Origin of the sequence: Coleofasciculus sp. FACHB-1120 (assembly GCF_014698845.1) — a bacterium.
In the GTDB taxonomy this organism is placed as follows: Bacteria; Cyanobacteriota; Cyanobacteriia; order Cyanobacteriales; family FACHB-T130; genus FACHB-T130.
The window spans coordinates 40,560-57,554 of the sequence record NZ_JACJTV010000001.1; the positions used below are offsets into that span (position 1 = coordinate 40,560).

20 protein-coding genes are annotated in these 16,995 nt (G+C 46.5%); 10 read left to right on the forward strand and 10 right to left on the reverse strand.

Annotated elements, in window-relative coordinates:
- Positions 1–93: 93 nt before the first annotated feature.
- On the forward strand, positions 94–1,701 hold the full coding sequence (guaA, locus tag H6H02_RS00195) for a glutamine-hydrolyzing GMP synthase (protein ID WP_347342551.1): 1,608 nt from the start codon (positions 94–96) through the stop codon (positions 1,699–1,701).
- A 200-nt stretch (positions 1,702–1,901) separates the two neighbouring features.
- On the opposite strand, the gene H6H02_RS00200 is transcribed toward guaA, so the two are convergent.
- The gene (locus H6H02_RS00200; protein WP_190814172.1) at positions 1,902–2,831 is read right to left on the reverse strand and encodes a cation diffusion facilitator family transporter; all 930 of its coding nucleotides are present in this window, start codon (positions 2,829–2,831) and stop codon (positions 1,902–1,904) included.
- Positions 2,832–2,975: 144 nt separating this feature from the next.
- Here H6H02_RS00200 and H6H02_RS00205 point away from each other — a divergent pair, with 144 nt between their 5' ends.
- Both H6H02_RS00205 and H6H02_RS00210 read left to right on the forward strand, forming a co-directional pair.
- Positions 2,976–3,314 (forward strand): hypothetical protein, encoded by a 339-nt coding sequence (locus tag H6H02_RS00205; protein ID WP_190813507.1) that lies wholly within the window; start codon positions 2,976–2,978, stop codon positions 3,312–3,314.
- Between the two features lie 265 nt (positions 3,315–3,579).
- On the forward strand, positions 3,580–3,972 hold the full coding sequence (locus H6H02_RS00210) for a hypothetical protein (RefSeq protein WP_190813508.1): 393 nt from the start codon (positions 3,580–3,582) through the stop codon (positions 3,970–3,972).
- Positions 3,973–4,424: 452 nt separating this feature from the next.
- Here the strand turns inward: H6H02_RS00210 and H6H02_RS00215 are convergent, their stop codons facing one another.
- The 5 genes from H6H02_RS00215 to H6H02_RS00235 all read right to left on the reverse strand — a co-directional run bounded on the left by H6H02_RS00215 (position 4,425) and on the right by H6H02_RS00235 (position 7,562).
- Positions 4,425–4,667 (reverse strand): DUF4327 family protein, encoded by a 243-nt coding sequence (locus H6H02_RS00215; protein WP_190813509.1) that lies wholly within the window; start codon positions 4,665–4,667, stop codon positions 4,425–4,427.
- Positions 4,668–4,967: 300 nt separating this feature from the next.
- Positions 4,968–6,641: a glycoside hydrolase family 3 N-terminal domain-containing protein gene (locus tag H6H02_RS00220; RefSeq protein ID WP_347342552.1), complete on the reverse strand. Its 1,674-nt coding sequence runs from the start codon at positions 6,639–6,641 to the stop codon at positions 4,968–4,970.
- A 5-nt stretch (positions 6,642–6,646) separates the two neighbouring features.
- Complete coding sequence (gene rbfA, locus H6H02_RS00225) at positions 6,647–7,048, reverse strand: 30S ribosome-binding factor RbfA (RefSeq protein ID WP_190813510.1); 402 nt, start codon at positions 7,046–7,048, stop codon at positions 6,647–6,649.
- Between the two features lie 51 nt (positions 7,049–7,099).
- The gene (locus H6H02_RS00230; protein ID WP_190813511.1) at positions 7,100–7,306 is read right to left on the reverse strand and encodes a DUF751 family protein; all 207 of its coding nucleotides are present in this window, start codon (positions 7,304–7,306) and stop codon (positions 7,100–7,102) included.
- A gap of 94 nt (positions 7,307–7,400) precedes the next feature.
- Positions 7,401–7,562: a hypothetical protein gene (locus H6H02_RS00235; protein WP_190813512.1), complete on the reverse strand. Its 162-nt coding sequence runs from the start codon at positions 7,560–7,562 to the stop codon at positions 7,401–7,403.
- Positions 7,563–7,669: 107 nt separating this feature from the next.
- On the opposite strand from H6H02_RS00235, the gene H6H02_RS00240 reads away from it, so the two are divergent.
- From H6H02_RS00240 to H6H02_RS00250, 3 genes are all read left to right on the forward strand, one after another.
- Positions 7,670–8,518 carry a DNA adenine methylase gene (locus H6H02_RS00240; protein ID WP_190813513.1) on the forward strand — a complete coding sequence of 283 codons (849 nt, stop codon included), beginning with the start codon at positions 7,670–7,672 and terminating at the stop codon, positions 8,516–8,518.
- A 158-nt stretch (positions 8,519–8,676) separates the two neighbouring features.
- A complete protein-coding gene (locus H6H02_RS00245; RefSeq protein ID WP_190813515.1) occupies positions 8,677–9,345 on the forward strand; it encodes an SOS response-associated peptidase in 669 nt (222 codons plus the stop codon).
- Positions 9,346–9,525: 180 nt separating this feature from the next.
- Positions 9,526–10,617, forward strand: a complete 1,092-nt coding sequence (locus H6H02_RS00250; RefSeq protein WP_190813517.1) for a DUF3616 domain-containing protein — start codon at positions 9,526–9,528, stop codon at positions 10,615–10,617.
- Positions 10,618–10,851: 234 nt separating this feature from the next.
- Here the strand turns inward: H6H02_RS00250 and H6H02_RS00255 are convergent, their stop codons facing one another.
- Positions 10,852–11,877: an SGNH/GDSL hydrolase family protein gene (locus tag H6H02_RS00255; protein ID WP_242040487.1), complete on the reverse strand. Its 1,026-nt coding sequence runs from the start codon at positions 11,875–11,877 to the stop codon at positions 10,852–10,854.
- Between the two features lie 27 nt (positions 11,878–11,904).
- On the reverse strand, positions 11,905–12,036 hold the full coding sequence (locus tag H6H02_RS27440; RefSeq protein ID WP_277922489.1) for a hypothetical protein: 132 nt from the start codon (positions 12,034–12,036) through the stop codon (positions 11,905–11,907).
- 119 nt (positions 12,037–12,155) lie between these two features.
- Here H6H02_RS27440 and H6H02_RS00260 point away from each other — a divergent pair, with 119 nt between their 5' ends.
- Positions 12,156–12,353 (forward strand): hypothetical protein, encoded by a 198-nt coding sequence (locus H6H02_RS00260; protein ID WP_190414739.1) that lies wholly within the window; start codon positions 12,156–12,158, stop codon positions 12,351–12,353.
- 257 nt (positions 12,354–12,610) lie between these two features.
- On the opposite strand, the gene H6H02_RS00265 is transcribed toward H6H02_RS00260, so the two are convergent.
- Positions 12,611–13,450, reverse strand: coding sequence for a GUN4 domain-containing protein (locus H6H02_RS00265; RefSeq protein ID WP_190813521.1), 840 nt, complete (start codon positions 13,448–13,450; stop codon positions 12,611–12,613).
- A gap of 111 nt (positions 13,451–13,561) precedes the next feature.
- Here H6H02_RS00265 and H6H02_RS00270 point away from each other — a divergent pair, with 111 nt between their 5' ends.
- Positions 13,562–13,723, forward strand: coding sequence for a hypothetical protein (locus H6H02_RS00270; protein WP_190813523.1), 162 nt, complete (start codon positions 13,562–13,564; stop codon positions 13,721–13,723).
- A 197-nt stretch (positions 13,724–13,920) separates the two neighbouring features.
- Here H6H02_RS00270 and H6H02_RS00275 read toward each other — a convergent pair whose 3' ends face one another.
- Positions 13,921–15,303, reverse strand: coding sequence for a cytochrome P450 (locus tag H6H02_RS00275; RefSeq protein WP_190813525.1), 1,383 nt, complete (start codon positions 15,301–15,303; stop codon positions 13,921–13,923).
- 232 nt (positions 15,304–15,535) lie between these two features.
- Between H6H02_RS00275 and H6H02_RS00280 the strand changes: the two genes are divergently transcribed.
- Positions 15,536–16,168, forward strand: coding sequence for an AAA family ATPase (locus H6H02_RS00280; RefSeq protein ID WP_190814175.1), 633 nt, complete (start codon positions 15,536–15,538; stop codon positions 16,166–16,168).
- 5 nt (positions 16,169–16,173) lie between these two features.
- Entirely contained in the window at positions 16,174–16,842 is a 669-nt protein-coding gene (locus tag H6H02_RS00285) for a hypothetical protein (RefSeq protein WP_190813527.1), read from the forward strand.
- Positions 16,843–16,995 lie beyond the last annotated feature (153 nt).

A 16,995-nucleotide genomic window follows, 5' to 3' on the forward strand; every position in this document is an offset into this window, starting at 1 on the left:
ATGGCTAATCGAATCAACAATTAGCAATTAGCCCGTCTTCGATCGACTAAAGACTATCTGTACATCCACACTCTAGCTACTCAGGATACTCCGGTGACTCTACAGACTGAAACACCGCCTCAAATCGAGTATTTGGGGCAACTAAATCGCCAAATTATTGTAATTCTAGACTTCGGCTCTCAGTATTCAGAACTGATTGCCCGCCGAATTCGGGAAACACAAGTTTACTCGGAAGTTCTTTCCTATCGCACCACTGCCGAACAGCTACGACAGCTTAATCCCAAGGGGATTATCTTCTCTGGTGGCCCAAGTTCAGTGTATGACACAGGTGCCCCCCATTGCGATCCGGAAATATGGAACCTGGGGATTCCCGTCCTGGGAGTCTGTTACGGGATGCAGATAATGGTGCAGCAATTGGGTGGGGAAGTCACCAAAGCTGACCGGGGAGAGTATGGCAAAGCGTCCCTATTGATTGACGATCCCACCGATTTGCTCACCAATGTGGAAGATGGCACGACCATGTGGATGAGCCACGGGGACTCTGTAACCAAGATGCCATCAGGGTTTGAAGTGCTGGCACACACGATAAACACGCCAGCCGCAGCGATCGCTCACCACGAGAAAAAGCTGTACGGAGTTCAGTTCCATCCCGAAGTCGTCCACTCGATTGGGGGGATTGCCTTAATCCGCAACTTTGTCTATCACATCTGCGACTGCGAACCCACCTGGACAACAGCGGCGTTTGTTGAGGAGAGCATTCGAGAAATCCGCGCGAAAGTCGGTGATAAGCGGGTATTGCTGGCACTCTCTGGCGGCGTTGATTCTTCTACGCTTGCCTTTTTGCTGCATAAGGCGATTGGCGACCAGCTAACGTGCGTATTTATCGACCAAGGATTCATGCGTAAGTTGGAGCCAGAACGGTTAGTGAAGCTGTTCCACGAGCAATTTCACATTTCTGTCGAGTATGTGCAAGCACGCGATCGCTTCCTTAATCAAATTGAGGGAATCACCGATCCTGAAGAAAAGCGCCGCCGCATCGGACACGAATTTATCCGCGTATTTGAAGAAGAATCTCGCCGCCTTGGCCCCTTTGACTACCTTGCCCAAGGCACTCTCTACCCCGACGTGATTGAATCAGCCGACACGAACGTCGATCCCAAAAGTGGCGAACGGGTAGCCGTGAAAATTAAGAGTCATCACAACGTCGGCGGCTTGCCCAAAGATTTGCGCTTCAAGTTGATTGAACCTTTGCGAAAATTGTTCAAAGATGAAGTGCGAAAAGTCGGTCGTTCGATTGGCTTGCCAGAGGAAATTGTACAACGCCAACCCTTCCCAGGACCCGGGCTAGCAATTCGTATTTTGGGCGAAGTCACAGCAGAACGGTTAAATATTCTGCGGGATGCTGACTTAATTGTTCGTCAGGAAATTAATCGCCAGGGAATGTACCACGACTTCTGGCAAGCTTTTGCCGTGTTGCTGCCGATCCGCAGTGTGGGCGTGATGGGCGATCAGCGCACCTACGCTTACCCGATTGTCTTGCGCTTTGTTTCCAGCGAAGATGGCATGACGGCAGACTGGGCGCGTGTTCCCTACGATTTGTTGGAAACAATTTCTACCCGAATTGTGAATGAAGTTCGGGGCGTAAATCGCGTGGTTTACGACATTACTTCTAAGCCGCCTGGAACTATCGAGTGGGAATAATAAAGTTGTAGGGATTTTTAACGCAAAGGTACCCAAAGGTTAACGCAAAGGTACGCAAAGTTTAAGAGATGGAGCGAAAGCTCTGTCTCTTTTTGGCTTGAAAGAGCGGTTCAACTTTATTTTGAGATAAATTATGTTTTCTTTAACTTTTGTGGAAAACTCGTAAAATTCTGTGGAAAAGTCCCTTCCTCTGTGGAAAACTACCTAGATTTTGATTCTGTTTCGTAGGTAATTTGATCGGATTGGTAAGCAGGTGGCTCGATGTGAATCAAAATTCGTACGGGGCTAAATCTTTCTTCTAAGAGGTTCTCGACTTCTTCTGTAATTTGGTGGGCAGTTTCTACATCAATGGCATCTACAATCAAGTGCATTTCGATGAACACCTGACGCCCGACAACACCTCTAGAAGCAATTTCGTGACAGTTAATCACTCCTGGGACTTGGGTAACAATCCCATGAATAGCTTCGGGCGCGATCGCCATCTCATCGACTAGCCAGGGCAAATTTTCTTTGATCACGTTCCAACCACTGCGAAACACCAACAAGGCAACCGGAAAGGAGAGAACGATATCCAACCACTGAAGTTGCGGGAGATTGAATATCTGTCCTTGCCAGACGCCTATTAACCCTGCCAAAACCGCGATCGTTACCCAAACATCGCTCATGGTGTGCTGGGCATCTGCAATCAAAATGGGGCTGCCTACCTGCTGCCCAACATGGCGCTCGTAGAACGTGACAAAAATATTTATGCCCAGTACAATCAGCAGCAACCACAGCTCTGAAGGGGAAATAATTACAGGTTTACCGCCGCTAAGGATTCGTTCAATTGCGCCTTGCAAAATTTCAAAGCAGGCAATTCCTAAGAATGCGGCAATTCCTAACGCTCCCACGCCTTCAAATTTCTGGTGTCCGTAAGGATGATCCCGATCAGGCTGGGGTGAAGAAAATCGGCTGGCAATTAATCCCAAAATGTTGTTGGCGCTATCGGTGACGCTATGCAAGGCATCCGCTAGCAAGCTGAGAGAACCCGTCCACGACCCCAGCACTGCCTTCAACGTCATTACGAACAGATTGAGCAGTAGGGTAATGATTAAAACCTTACGCACTGCCGAGCGGTTATCTGCTACCACAGAATTTTTCTCACTCGCCATTTAGAGTTCTATGGCATTCAGTCTAAAGCTTATGGCTTCACCTTGCATCTATCCCCTTGTAAATGCTGTCTGTCTAAGTTATGAGTGATAAGTTGATTCAAAATTCAAAACTCTTGATTGCTCATGTCTTCACCACTCATTCTCAACTTAATTGAGGGTTCTGTTTCCTTCAGCTTTACGCCCCAGGCAGCGCGAGATTTACAGGGCGCGATCGCTCAGTTGATGCAGAGTCTCAAGGTCATTGCTGGTGGCGGCGGCAAAACCAATCCCCAAAAACCAATGGAATATCGATTCACCGGGGATGTCTTTCTAGAGATTTTCTGTAATCCCAATATCTGGCCGACTCCTTTTGCCGCTAAAGTTCTAATCACCCTCCGAGATGACCGCATTCGTCTGACTACGGAGGCAGAACTCACTCGCTTAATTGAGGATGTTAATCAGTATTTAGAACAGATGGGCTAAAACTGGGCGGGCCAACGCTGGTGTCTTTAGATTCTTTCTTAGGACGGATGCTACCACCCTAAAAAGTAAGCAAAATGTGCTTTGGTGCGTGCTAAATGGTAGCATATAAGACGCTAAATCCTGCGCTTGTTTACTCACTTGCCGGAAAGCTGAAAGCTAGAACCTTAAAAGTAGAACCTTAAAAGTGAGTTGTGCCGATCGATTATTTATCTAAAACGATCGCCAAGGGCTGTCTAACCTTCATTCAATCTGACTGATTTATCTAATGAACTCTAATAATCTGCTGGAGTTAGTACAAAAAGGATTTCGCGTTACTTTGGGTGCAACCGCTTCTCTAGTTGAGAGCGTACAAGACACTCAAAAGCGAGAACAAAATCTTGAGTTGCTAAAGTCAGATGTCAATCTGGTGGTTCAACAGTTAGCAGAAAAAGGAGAGATTACGGAGCAAGAAGCCCGCACTTTCCTGAATTCTCTAATGGCGCAAGCCAATAATGCAGGTAGCACACAATCTTATGGAACTCCCAGTACCCCTGCTACAACGCCGGTAACAACAGTTGTCCAGCCAGATGTGCAGTTGGAGCTAGAGGAGCTAACTGCACAAATTGCTGCAATGCGAACTGAGATGGAAAAGCTGCGCGACCCCGACTCAGGAATTTAGTCAGGGATTACCAACCGCTTTATCAGAGGATTTTCCGGGGCATTTGTCGGGCTTCCTCCTAATAGCCTATCCGAAAATTTTTGCTGAGCAAAACGAAGAAGTTGAAGCGTTGTCACCCATCTCAATTTGAGCAGAGATGCTGCAAAGAGACGGGCGCGAACCAACAGGTCGGCGCTTCGCTATCGCACCGCGATTTATGACAACGCTTAGGTTAACGCTCCACGGCGTTTCGCTCAGAATGATATTTTTTCTTTTCGGATAGGTCTAAGAGATGAGCTTAATTATTCGCACTTGAAGAATCAGAATATTCACCAAACCGCTCTAAGTAAGAATCGACAGGTGAGGGAGTAAAAGCAGTCTTTCCTTAAGCTCGGGCAAGCGTAGAATCAAGCTTGACCTGAGTTTCACTGTTCCCAGTGGAACTGTAGGATTGTCTTAAAGGTAAAAAAATATCAATCGTTTTCCCAATGTTCTTGCCCCATCAGATCGCTGATGCGATCGCGGAGTAAGATATTGCATCTTTCTAATTCACACTCAACGCAAACCCACTCCCGTGCAGGGATGTACTGGCACAGAACGTAGATAGGTTGCTGTCGAGTCACAATTCCCTTTTCTACCAAGTGACGGGCTTCTTCTTGAAGAACGTCGATGGAGTATCGAACAGATGATTTAAGCGCCATTGTATCAGCAGTCATGGTCTCAGCCTCGAAACTAACGAGCTACGACTATAACTTAATATAGTCCAATACTGCTTAGCGCGGAAATAATTTTTGAACAGTATATCAAGTTACAAATGAATTTATTCGTTTGATAAGGATTACAAAAGTCAGGGAACTTTGACATATAAATATATCCTTATGCTGATGAAATCCTCGAATACCAAACCTATTAATAATTAAGGCTAGCGCTGGCAAATTTAAGACCCGGTAGATAAGTGGTTATGACATTGATTAAAAATATTAATCAATTGGCTGCTGAGTGCTAAATGCTAAGTGCTAGATACGGAGACTTGGGGAGCCGAATAAAACTTCCAGAGCGATCGCCTGAGCCGCTGGGATCTGCCCGTAAGAAAACACGCAAGGGATATGGGGGGGCAGATGGGGGAGAAACTGCTCTAGAAGATAAGGACTACCGTAAATGACTAGCGCTTGGAGTTCGGACTTTTCTAATAGTTTTTTAAACAAGTCCTGAGCCAAGGGCGTCAAGCCAGCACTGCCTCGGAAAGGATTCCCACGGATGAAGAGCTGGAGTAGGGTCGGTTGGGCATCCAGACCCGATTTATGATAAAACACCCAGCCAGGAATTAAGGTGGTGTGGGGATCGAGCAGTTGGAGTTGATAGCCGTGCTGTTTTGGCAGAGCCACAGCCGGTGTCTGTCGATCGAGAAAATCACAATTCAGGGTGTCATCCACCACGATTAAGTTGCGTAAGTTCCCCTGACTGGGACGCAAAGGGGTTTCGCCATGAACGACTAGGGACTCCCGCACGATGTTGGCAGCTGTGGCGAGGGCGTGTGGTTGAGCCAGTTGGAGGAGATGAGGTGGGAATGCAGAAGGCGCTTGTTGGACTTCAGGCGCGATCGCGCTTGCCTCTACGGGCGGCTGTGCTGTATCTGGTTGGACTTGGCGCTTAGCCGTCCAGATACGCTCAACAGAGGCACGAATTCGTGTCTCTGAAATGCGTCCCTGTGCCACTGCATCACACACCGCTTGGATAGCACCGGCAGGATCGACTGGCATCAGCAAAATATCCGCACCGGCTTCGACGGCTAAGACAGGGGCTTCATTGGCTCCATAGCGGTTGGCGATCGCTCCCATCACCAACGCATCGGTAACAATTAATCCCTCAAATCCTAGCTGTTGCCGTAGCAGTTGAGTCAAAATCGGGTGGGAAAGCGTGGCGGGGCGTTCGGCATCCCAAGCCGGGATCAGGAGATGGGCACTCATCACGGCATCTATACCGGAGGCGGTACCCGCGCCGATCGCTTCTTGAAACGGCAGTAACTCAATCTCAGCCAGTCGTGCCGAGGAATGGGACAAGACGGGCAAATCTAGATGGGAATCCACCGTCGTATCGCCATGTCCGGGAAAATGCTTAGCAGTCGTTAACACCGGATAAGCTTTCGCCCCCCGGATGAAAGCAGACGCCAGTTGAGTCACTTCCTCTGGGGTTTCGCCAAACGCCCGGACGTTAATCACTGGATTACTGGGATTGTTATTCACATCCACAACCGGCGCAAGCACCCAGTTGATGCCAATCGCTAGGGCTTCCGAGGCGATGATGCCTCCCATTTGTTCGGCGTATTCCAAGGCAAGAGAGGCATCTTTCCGGAACACTGCCCCGATAGCCATCGGTGGCGGAAACCAAGTTGCCCCAGAAAATCGTTGCCCGACACCTTCTTCAATATCAGCCGCGATCAGCAAGGGGATTTTTGCCCAGTCTTGGAGTTGTTGCGATCGCAGCGCTAATTCTCCAGCACTGCCTCCCAACAAAATTACACCCCCGACGCCCAAATCCTGCACCCAGTGTTGCAGAACGGCCGCCGGTGGTTCCCACTCTGGATACTGAATTTGGTGGTCGAACAGGTAGCCTGACGCCCGTACCACGACCATTTGCGCTACCTGTTCTGCCAGAGAGAGAGATTCCCACTCAGGCAGCAACTCTGCCACAGATTTCAATCTTCTGCCTCAACGATGTCTTCTTCTTCCACACTCTCAGCCGGACGGTCTTGATTGAGCTGATTCAGCAAAGTCAAGATGCGATCGCCTCTTTCCAGAGAACGATCTTCCTGAAACATTAACTCTGGCGTCCGACGCAGCCCCAATCGTTGACCGAGTTCGCTGCGGACAAAGCCAGTTGCTGCTTTTAACCCAGCCATCGTTTCTACCTTTGCTTCCTCGGTGCCATAGATGCTGACGAAGATTTTAGCGTGTTGCAGGTCGCCTGACACATCCACATCGGTGACGCTAACCATGCCAGCACCCACGCGATCATCTTTGACTTCGGTTAGCAGCATTTGGCTGATTTCGCGTTTTATCAGTGCGGCAACGCGAGAAACGCGGCGACTTGTAGCCATAATCATCTGCTGCCTTTAAGACAGTGTGAGCAATGCTTTTACTCATCCTACCTAAATCGGACTCACTCCCAGCATCGCCCGTAGGGTTAGGGTAATAAAAGTTAAGGCTGCCACCAGGAAGCTAATTAAAGCGATCGCGCTGATTCGATTTTGGAGCAGCGGTTTCAACCATCCAAAGGTATAAAAGAATACCCCTAGGATAATAGTGACAAAGTAGCGGGGGTAGCGAGAGATATTTTCCCAAAAGCCATCAAACATATTATTTAAAGTAGCCGACACAAAAAGCGGCGATAAGTCACTGCATCTTAACTGGTAACATTTGTCTGCGAGTTCGACAAGATCGACATTGCCCCTAAACGGGGTTTCGTCGAGAGATGGTTCGCCAAGCGTCCGGTGGTAGCACGCTACTACCTGCCATATTTATGCAACCGCGACATATTAACTGATCACACATTGACTCATAACACATTGCCTGATAAGAGCGATCGCGTGCTTTTGTCGCGGTGATAGTCATTTTTTTCCTCTTGTCGAACCCGCTAGGGATTCTAAATTAAATTATATCCCCCCACTTCCACAACAACTGTTACAAACGCTTTAAATTTTTTAGATAGATGGAAGGCAATGTCAACTCAGACGGCACCACAAGAAATAGCGCGTCCCTTTCTAAAATGGGCTGGTGGAAAAAGCCAGCTAATTCAGCAATATATTCCCTATTTTCCCGCCAAATTTACAACTTACTATGAGCCATTTTTGGGCGGCGGCGCTCTTTTCTTTCATTTATTGCCAAAAGTATCTATTTTGACGGATATTAATGCCGAGTTAGTCAATGTTTTTCGGTGTGTGAGGGATGAAGTAGAGCCGCTAATTGAATTCTTGCACCAGCATCAAATGAATCACAGTAAGGAATATTATTACTGCGTCCGCTTGATGCAAGCTAGCACACCCCTAGAAAGAGCTGCCCGATTTATTTATCTCAACAAAACTTGCTTTAACGGATTATATCGAGAAAACTCAAAAGGCGAATTTAATGTTCCGATTGGAAAATACAAAAATCCGAAAATTTGTAACGCAGCTTTACTTAGGTCAGTTTCCGCTGCACTTCAGAGTGCCCAGATAGATGTTAGACCTTTTGAAGCTGTTTTAGAATCTGCGTGGAACGCTGAAGATTTTGTTTTCTTTGACCCACCTTATTATCCTCTAAGCCCTACCAGTAACTTTACCGCCTATAGCCGTAATTCTTTTAATGAAGCTGACCAAGTTAGGCTCAGGAATGTCTTTGTAGAACTGGCGAACCGGGGTGTTAAAGTGATGCTTTCTAATTCTGACTGTCTGTTTATCCGAGAAATATATAGGGATTTCAAGATTTACGAGATATCAGCTTCCAGAATGATTAACTCCAATGCTAAAAAAAGAGGCAAAATCTCTGAGTTGTTAATTGTTTCTTATGGAAAACATCTAATCCAATTATAAAAAAGAGATAATAAATTAAAGAATCGGCACTATAATCTTTCTTTCCGCTTTATTAGTTTTTGTTATAATAGTATGTATGTATCAATCGAACGTTAAAGTCGTAATCTCTCAATTGAAATAAGCTTACCACTTTGTAATTTACCGCGTGGGATAGAAGTATGTGTGGAAGATTTACACAAAGTAAGTCCGCTGAGACAATCGCCCAAGCATTCCAGGTAAATAATGTTCCTCTCCTGAAGCCTCGTTATAATATTGCGCCAACCCAGCTAGTACAGACAGTTTTACAAAATACCGAACAGTCTCAACGAGAGTTCAAAATGTTGCATTGGGGGCTGATTCCCCGTTGGGCAAAAGATCCAAAGATGGGAGCGAAACTGATTAATGCACGGGCGGAAACGGTGGCAGAAAAACCAGCTTTTCGGGCAGCTTTTAAACAACGGCGTTGCTTAGTAGTGGCGGATGGTTTTTATGAGTGGAAGCAGCAAGACGGGAAAAAGCAGCCATTTTATTGTCGAGTGAATGATGGACAACCCTTCGCCTTTGCTGGTTTGTGGGAGCATTGGGAAGGAGAGGATGGCGAGGAAATAGATTCTTGCACGATTTTGACAACAGAACCCAATGAGGTAATGTACCCGATTCACAACCGAATGCCAGTCATTCTCGACCCAAAAGATTATGATTTGTGGTTGGATTCACAGGTGCAAAAGCCGGAGTTATTACAGCCTTTGTTGCGTCCATATTCAGCAGAAGAAATGGCGACTTATCCAGTCAGCACAAAGGTAAATAAACCAATGAATGATACGGCAGAGTTGATCAATAGCCTTTAAGCGATTTTAGGTGATCGCATTCTCAGGATAGTCAGGTGAGCATCGATCGCCTTACTCTCCAGTCTGCCTCCGCAAAAACTTCCAAAACTTCTGTCTTCCGGTAGAGAGCAGAAACCAGTCAAGCGTGAGCTATGCTGGCAGTGACTTCTATCGATCCCCAACCCTTTTAGGACAGCAGTTATGCCAGAAAGTTTTTTACTTAGCCGCGTACTAATTCGCTTCAACGGCAAAGCTGATGAACCTCTTAGTGCAGATTTATCGGCGGCTGCTTTGACACCTGATGGAAGCTTGTGGGTAGGTTCTGATGAAACGAGAACGATTGAGCGCTTATCCCCTGTCAAGCCATATATTTTCGGCAAACATCAGCAATTTTTCGTTAAAGATTTCATCGATTTATTCGATCCGGAAGGCGAAATCGATATTGAGGGAATGGATTATACAAACCATTATCTTTGGTTCATCGGTTCCCACAGTACAAAGCGGAAAAAAATGAAGGGCAAAGACCTTGAGAAGGATCTTGATAAACTAGCAACCATAAAGTTTGAGGCAAACCGTTATTTACTCGCCCGTATTCCTGTAGTAGACGGTGAATTATCTAAATCCGTCTCGCATCCAGAACAGCCGGATAAAAAACTAACAGCAGCCTGTCTGCAAAAGATAGAAAATAGTAACGTCCTGATAGAAGCACTCAAAGAAGATCGGCACTTAGGGCCATTTCTAACAACTTCTATTCCCTCGAAAGAAAATGGATTTGATATCGAAGGCTTAGCGATTCGGGGAGACCGGATTTTTATCGGCTTGCGGGGTCCCGTACTGAGAGGCTGGGCAATTATTTTAGAGGTAGAAGTTGCAGAAACAGCGCCAGGAATTTTAACGTTGAAGAAAATTGGGAAAGATGGGCAGCAATACAAAAAACATTTTGTAGAGTTGAATGGGTTAGGTGTGCGGGAACTGTGTCTGGATGGTGAAGACTTGATCATTTTAGCGGGACCCACGATGGATCTAGAAGGTTCGCTGAGAGTCTTCCGCCTAAAAAATGCCTTAGAGCGTGATGAAAACAGCGTATCTTGGCAGAAAGAGGGAGAGTTAGAAGTTTTGTTTGACTTGCCTTTCAGATTTGGTTCAGACCATGCGGAAGGGTTGGCACTGTTTCCCTGCTTAGGGCAACCAAATTCTCTGATGGTGGTTTATGATTCTCCTGATGAGAATAGAGTCGTGAAGCCGAATGGTATTTTTGCAGATGTCTTCAGTCTGAAGTCTCTACCTAGTTAACTTTCAGGGACACGTCAATGCCGTGTCCCTACAAACAATTTGTATTGCACGCTCATTGAGAACCTCGATAATCGCTAACGGGGTTGGGGATTATTCGCCATTTGCAAAAGCGGAAAATGTGAACTGACAAGTCAGCACTAGGCTAACGCCTCGCTTCGCTGTTTTCATGCCCAAAGGGCTGTACGCGATCGCTTCCTTCGCATAACAGCCACTCAGGCAAGGGGAAATCGCTTGTTAGGATTTGTTTTTCATCCCATGAATGCGCGTCACGATTAACCCGCCACCGACAGCACCCAATATAATTCCACCTACTGCAATAGTGGGTTCAACAGTGGTCTCAGAGACAGTAGTTTGAGAGCTAGAAACTGCGCGAGGTTCGAGCGTAGATTTTAGCGCTGGGAAGGCTAACTCTACAAATAACTTATGGGCAGCAGTCGTGGGATGAATGCTGTCCCAAAATAAATATTCGTTTGGATTGTTACATATTTTGGCTCTGCTAACGCAGGCGTTGGTTACATTCGTGAAACCGAATTTTTTTGGATTGTTAGTGACTTGATTATAAAGAGAATTGACATCAAGATAGGTGATTTTGGTATCGGCATTGAGTTGCTGACGCAAGCCGTTGAGGGATGCGGCTAATCCAGAGTTGTGCTTCTTTGTTAAAACGTTGAGGGACTCAGAACGTTGAGTTGTGCGCGTGCCGGGAAGCTTTCCTAAATCTGGTAAGTTAACGACTACGATATTTTTTGCACCCGCTGCGGAGAGGGACTTCACCGCGATCGCTAAATTGTTGATTGGCACGGTAGAGTCGGTAGCGCCTCTTAGGTAATCATTTGCACCAGCCCATACAACATACAGAGCCTTCGGGTTAGCAGAGGAATGGGTTGCTTTGAAGCTCTCGATTTGTGCCAGCAATCCTGGGGTAATCTGCCTAGAATTGCCTGTGGTAGCACCTCCGTAGGCGAAGTTCGTCTCTGTACTAGATTTTAATTTCAGCTTAGAGGCGAGATAATCTGCCCAAACAGGACCATTGGAATAGCGTCCTTGAAAGTAGGGTGGGCTTGGGGGATATTGCCCGTTGGTAGCCTCTAATACATTGCCAACATCGGAGAGGCTATCTCCAAAAACATAAATTTGATTAAGATTTTGTGCCGAAACCGCATTCGGAAATCCCAAAACGCCGAAGAGCGTGAGAAGCGCAAGGACGCACCTAGGCTTTGCGATCGCTGCTTTGGCACTCGCCATGCACAACTTTTTCATGAACATCCGCAGATCCGATTAGAGTTATCACCAGCCGCTTTCTCCTTGTAGCAAAGTTTCTGGAAGATGGCTGAGCGAGTAGCGATCGCTTTCCAGACTGTGCTTGTCATCTGCAATCCATGCATAAACGCGATCGCGCTTATGCTCAGGGACTTTCAAGGCTTTACCCTAACTCATGTTTCAAAAATGTAACTTTAGCTACTTTTTACTCAAAATGTCATTAAAATATGACTTATACGGTCTTACCCCGCACCCGTTCTATCAGCAGAGGTTGTCTTATGCCAGAACTTATCTGTACTGTTCCCGTTCCTAAAACCCCACAAGAATTGGAACAAGCCGTTGAGCAATACATAACTAGCGATATCAGCGGTACTGAACTCATTTGTAAGTGGCAAGCCATCCGCGATGCTTCCCTAGATCAAGACTTTTGCGTGCCTACTGATAGCGACCAAGTTGCAGGCGGAGACAGCTATTAAGTTGCGTTTATTGACACGGTTTGGGTGCCCCAAGCACCCAAACCAGACATTTATTAATACTTTTTCAAGGCTTGGTAGATATTAGGTGTTGCACATCAGAAATTAGGGATAGGACATCGCACCACTCTCAATGACAAAAGTGACGCTCTTGGATGTTATCGAGATAAAGGGTTACATATTTCTAGAGGAAGGTGAGAGCAATTACTGTAAGTTCTGCAATAACTATTGAATTATCAAACTTCTGCTATTCGCTGCAACTACTGCATGTTACATTTTGTGATTTTTGAGAAGAGAGAAGGTAGTATAGCCCTGCGTGCCTTCCAATGACCATCAGGTCCAGAGCGCACTTTTGTTAGAGTATATTCGACTTCCCACAATCCCTCCAAATAATCGCGAGATACACCAAACTCCAGACTTGGAAGATGCCCTTTAGGAGCATAAATAGAGTTTTGTACCCTTACAATCCAAGAGCATTTTACACGCCATCCTACAGTATCTCCAAAACGCTGAAAAATCTTCAAATCTGATTCGTTGCTACTCACAAGAGCCTGCCAGATGTACTTCTGTACACTAAAGCCGAATCGCCCGTTGCTGTATTTTACCCAGAGTTCGTTGATGGTATGTAGGTCTTCACACGGGAAATTTTTGATGTTTTCTTTGAGAAGCCAGCCATTCTCTTCTCGACCGGATATTTTCAACATGATAATATCGGTTTTCCGATCAGCTTTTTGCCATTCACCTGCTTTTAATAGAGCCTCTAGTCGAGTGTAGTCTACTCTCCTTTCAGAAGTCCGCTCGGTTTGTAAGGTAATTTGCGCTTCAAGGGGTATGGATAAGGCATCAGCCGATGCTCTTATATCAAAGTCACTGTATTCGTCAGTTATTTTCTGTAATTCTTGTTCTGTGACTCCTAAACCCTGTGCAATCTTCTGACGCTTATCTTTTCTAGGTTCTTCAATATGACCATTGACAAGCTTGCTAACGTAGCTAGTCTGTAGCTTGGTTCGTTTGGCAAACTCTCGCTGACTCAGATTTTTTTTTCTGAGCAACTTTTTAAGAGCAGCTCCAAATAACTTAGATTTCTCGGGCTTGTACATTAAAATTCAACCGTTGAATTTAACTGTCGTTTGGTAGTTGAAGATTTGCAATCTTCCTGGCAAACCCAACATGAATTTAGGATAGGGCTTGTAAACAACTGAGGCAACTCAATGAGAACCCAAACAACAGCCCAATATCCCGTAGAAGTCCCGGCTACTCCGGTCATACTTCCGCCTTTCCAGGGAGATAGTACCTTTTGGACTATTGTAGCGATCGCTATTCTAGTAAAGGTACTTTTAGGAAATTTACCTCCTAGCAAATCATGCAAGTAAAATTCATGAAGTTAATGGGCGACTAAGACTAAGTGAGGGGCAGTCGCCCTTTGAGTCTCCCAATTGCTAGTCAAAAGCGCGATCGGGGACATCATCTGTTGAAATAATCTTCATGCCTCCACCTCACAAGTGATCGCTCCCACAAAAAACTCCCCCGGCTATCCAAGGGAGTTTGTGTTTAAATCCTTAAAACCTAATTAAACGGAAACTGGAGTATATGCAGGCTTCTTCAGCCGAGGAGTTGCAACCATTTTCATGCCTTCCGGTGCGGCTAAAGTCAAACCCCGACGCACTGGAATCACCGGACGCTTATTAACAAGCGATACTTGAAAACGCGACACGATGGTTGCTAGAACCAATTTCATTTCATACATAGCAAATGCCATCCCGATACAGCGACGATTCCCGCCGCCAAAGGGCAAATACTCGTATTGAGAAAATTGCCGTTCTAAAAAGCGCTCTGGCTTGAATTGCTTTGGCTGGGGGTAAGTTTCCTCCCGGTGGTGGGCTAAATAGATACTAGGGAGGATTAGCGCTCCTGGGGGCAATTTGTAGCCGCCGATCTCGATAGGCGATCGCACAACCCGAACAAAAGTATTCGGAGCAATTGGGTAGATGCGAAGCGTTTCAGAGCAAACCGCTGTTAGATAGGGTAGTTTAGTGATGATGCTTGGATCTGAGTCGGCGTCAACAGAGTCCAACTCGGCGAGCAGTTTGTCGCGCATCTGCGGTAATTGGTCAACCCAGTACAAAGTCCAAGTCAGCGCAGAAGCGGTGGTTTCATGTCCGGCGACTAGCAGAGTCATTAACTCATCGCGTAACTCGATATCCGTCATCGGTTGACCCGCTTCATCACGAGCAGACATCATTAAGCTGAGGATATCTTGCCGATTCGGGTTAGCTTCGGCTCGACGTTCCGCAATCTGAGCGTAAATCAGCTCGTCAATTTGTTTGAGTTGGCGCAGCATCCGACCCCAAGGACTCCAATCGCCTAAATCTCGTTTAAGAAACTCAAAAAAGAAGGCGCTGGAGTTGAAGCGAGAACTCATTAAGTCCAGCGTGGAACCGACTAAGCTGCGTAGTTGTTCCAAACGCGACCCTTCATCTAGTCCAAACACCACCCGTAAGATGACGCGCAGGGTAATTTCTTGCATCGACGCACGGATGTTGAAGGGTTTGCCAACCGTCCATTGATTCATCACCTGCTCAGCGATTTCAGAGATAATCTGACCGTAAGCCCGCATCCGTTCCCCGTGAAAGGGAGGGGTTAACAGTTGTCGTTGGCGCTGATGGCGATCGCCATCAAGCAGTAGCAGAGAATTATCTCCCATTAAAAACTCTAACCCGCTGTTCCCCCTCCCGGCGTCTAACTGACTAGAATCAGCATTGAAAATCGTTTGCAGGTCTTGGGGTTGGCTGAAATACACAATCGGAGTCCCCTGACTTCCCTGGATGGTGAAGGTGTCACCATAAGCTTTCGCATAATCATCCAGGTACTTGATGGGCTGAAAAATAAATTTCATTAACCGCAGCGATCGCGGAGTGTTTGGCCCCTTGGGTAGGCTGTTCGTGAGTTCCATTGAGGCGTTTTGTGTTCAGAACTATTCGATTCTATTGTGGCGAGTTTTGAGGGCGGAGTGTTGGCTCACAATGCTATGTCCTCAAGAGGGCGATCGCTTGCTTCGCATCCCAAGTCGCACCCCAAGCGATTGACCAAGGTTGCGCCAGCTAAGCGCTAACACTAACGTACAAAAAACTCCCCTCGATCCCATTAAGCGGTATATTCGGTGGAGTCAGCATCACAAGCAAGCAGTGCCAAGAATAATTGCTATCCTCAACGGTAAGGGAGGAGTCGGTAAAACCACTACAGCAGTCAATCTGGCTGCAACCTTCTCCGAAGAAAAACGGGTTCTTCTGGTCGATGCAGATATTCAGGGTTCGGCGACTTGGTGGGTTGAGCGTAGCCAGAAAGGAATGGGCTTCGATCTCGCTCAAGAGACAGATCCAAAACTTTTAGGTCGTTTACGTAAGATAGAAGGCTACGATTTAGTAGTGGTGGATACGCCTCCAGCATTGCGATCGGAAGCATTAGCGGCGGTAGTCGCGATCGCTGATTATCTGGTTTTACCCACGCCCTGTGCGCCGATGGATCTAGCTGTACTCATTGAGACAGTAAGAGAAGCCGTCATGCCAGTTGGAATCGCCCATCGGGTACTTCTGACGAAGGTAGATGCGCGAAGTTTGGGGGAAGCACTGGAGGCTCAAAACACACTTCAAGAGCTAGGAATTCCTGCTTGCCATAGCTTCGTCCGTGCCTACAAAGCCCACGAACGAGCGGCTCTTGAGGGGGTGCCAATTCATCAATGGGCGGGGAAAAAGGCACGGGATGCGGAAGCAGACTATCGCCGCGTGGCTAATGAAATACAGCGTGATTGGAGAAACTAAAAATAATGGCTAAAAAACGTATTTCAGACTTACTACACGAAGAAGCTCAAAAATCGCCAGATTTAGAAGCTGAACCTGTTCTAGAGGCGACCGTAGAGGAAATTATCGAAGTGAATGCGGAAATTGTAAATGACTCATCAACAGATACGTCCGATAAAACTTCTGATAAAAACTCAAATTCAACAGCGGCTGGCTTAGAAGCAACTGTGGCAGAGTTAAAAACAGCTCTGGAGCAAGCACGCCAAAGGGAAGAAGCTCTACAGCAGCAAATCACCGAATTGCAATCCAATTTGGATGAGCAAAAATCCCTGATGACTGACTTGAAAGGTGTTGTGAAGGAAACACGTAAAGTGGAAGCCTCTTTACACCAGCAAATTGCCAATTTACAGGCGGATTTGGATGAGCAAAAAAAATTGCTCAATAAGCATCAAAAAGCTCAAGAGCAAGCCAAACAGTTGAAAACAGAGTTGGAGCAAGCGAAAAAGGCAGCGATGCAACTTGCAGAAGCGAACTCTAAGCTGATTGAAGAAGCCAATGCTCGACACCAAGAGCCGAAATCTCAACCACAGAAGTACAAAACCTCTGAGCGGACATATAACAACTTCCCTCCATCTCAACCTCAACCTCAAACCGATGAGCCTGCTGATTTTGCCGCCAAAAGTTGGTTGTTGTAAATACACTCAGTCTGACAAGCAAAAGATCCTGTCTGGAACGTTTTTTTGAGCGTTCTTTAGCTTTAGGTTGGCAGGCTTAGTTTGTATAGCAGTAGGGGCGGGTTATCAACCCGCCCCTACATCTAAGCGCACTTATTTAGTTAACTGAATTCA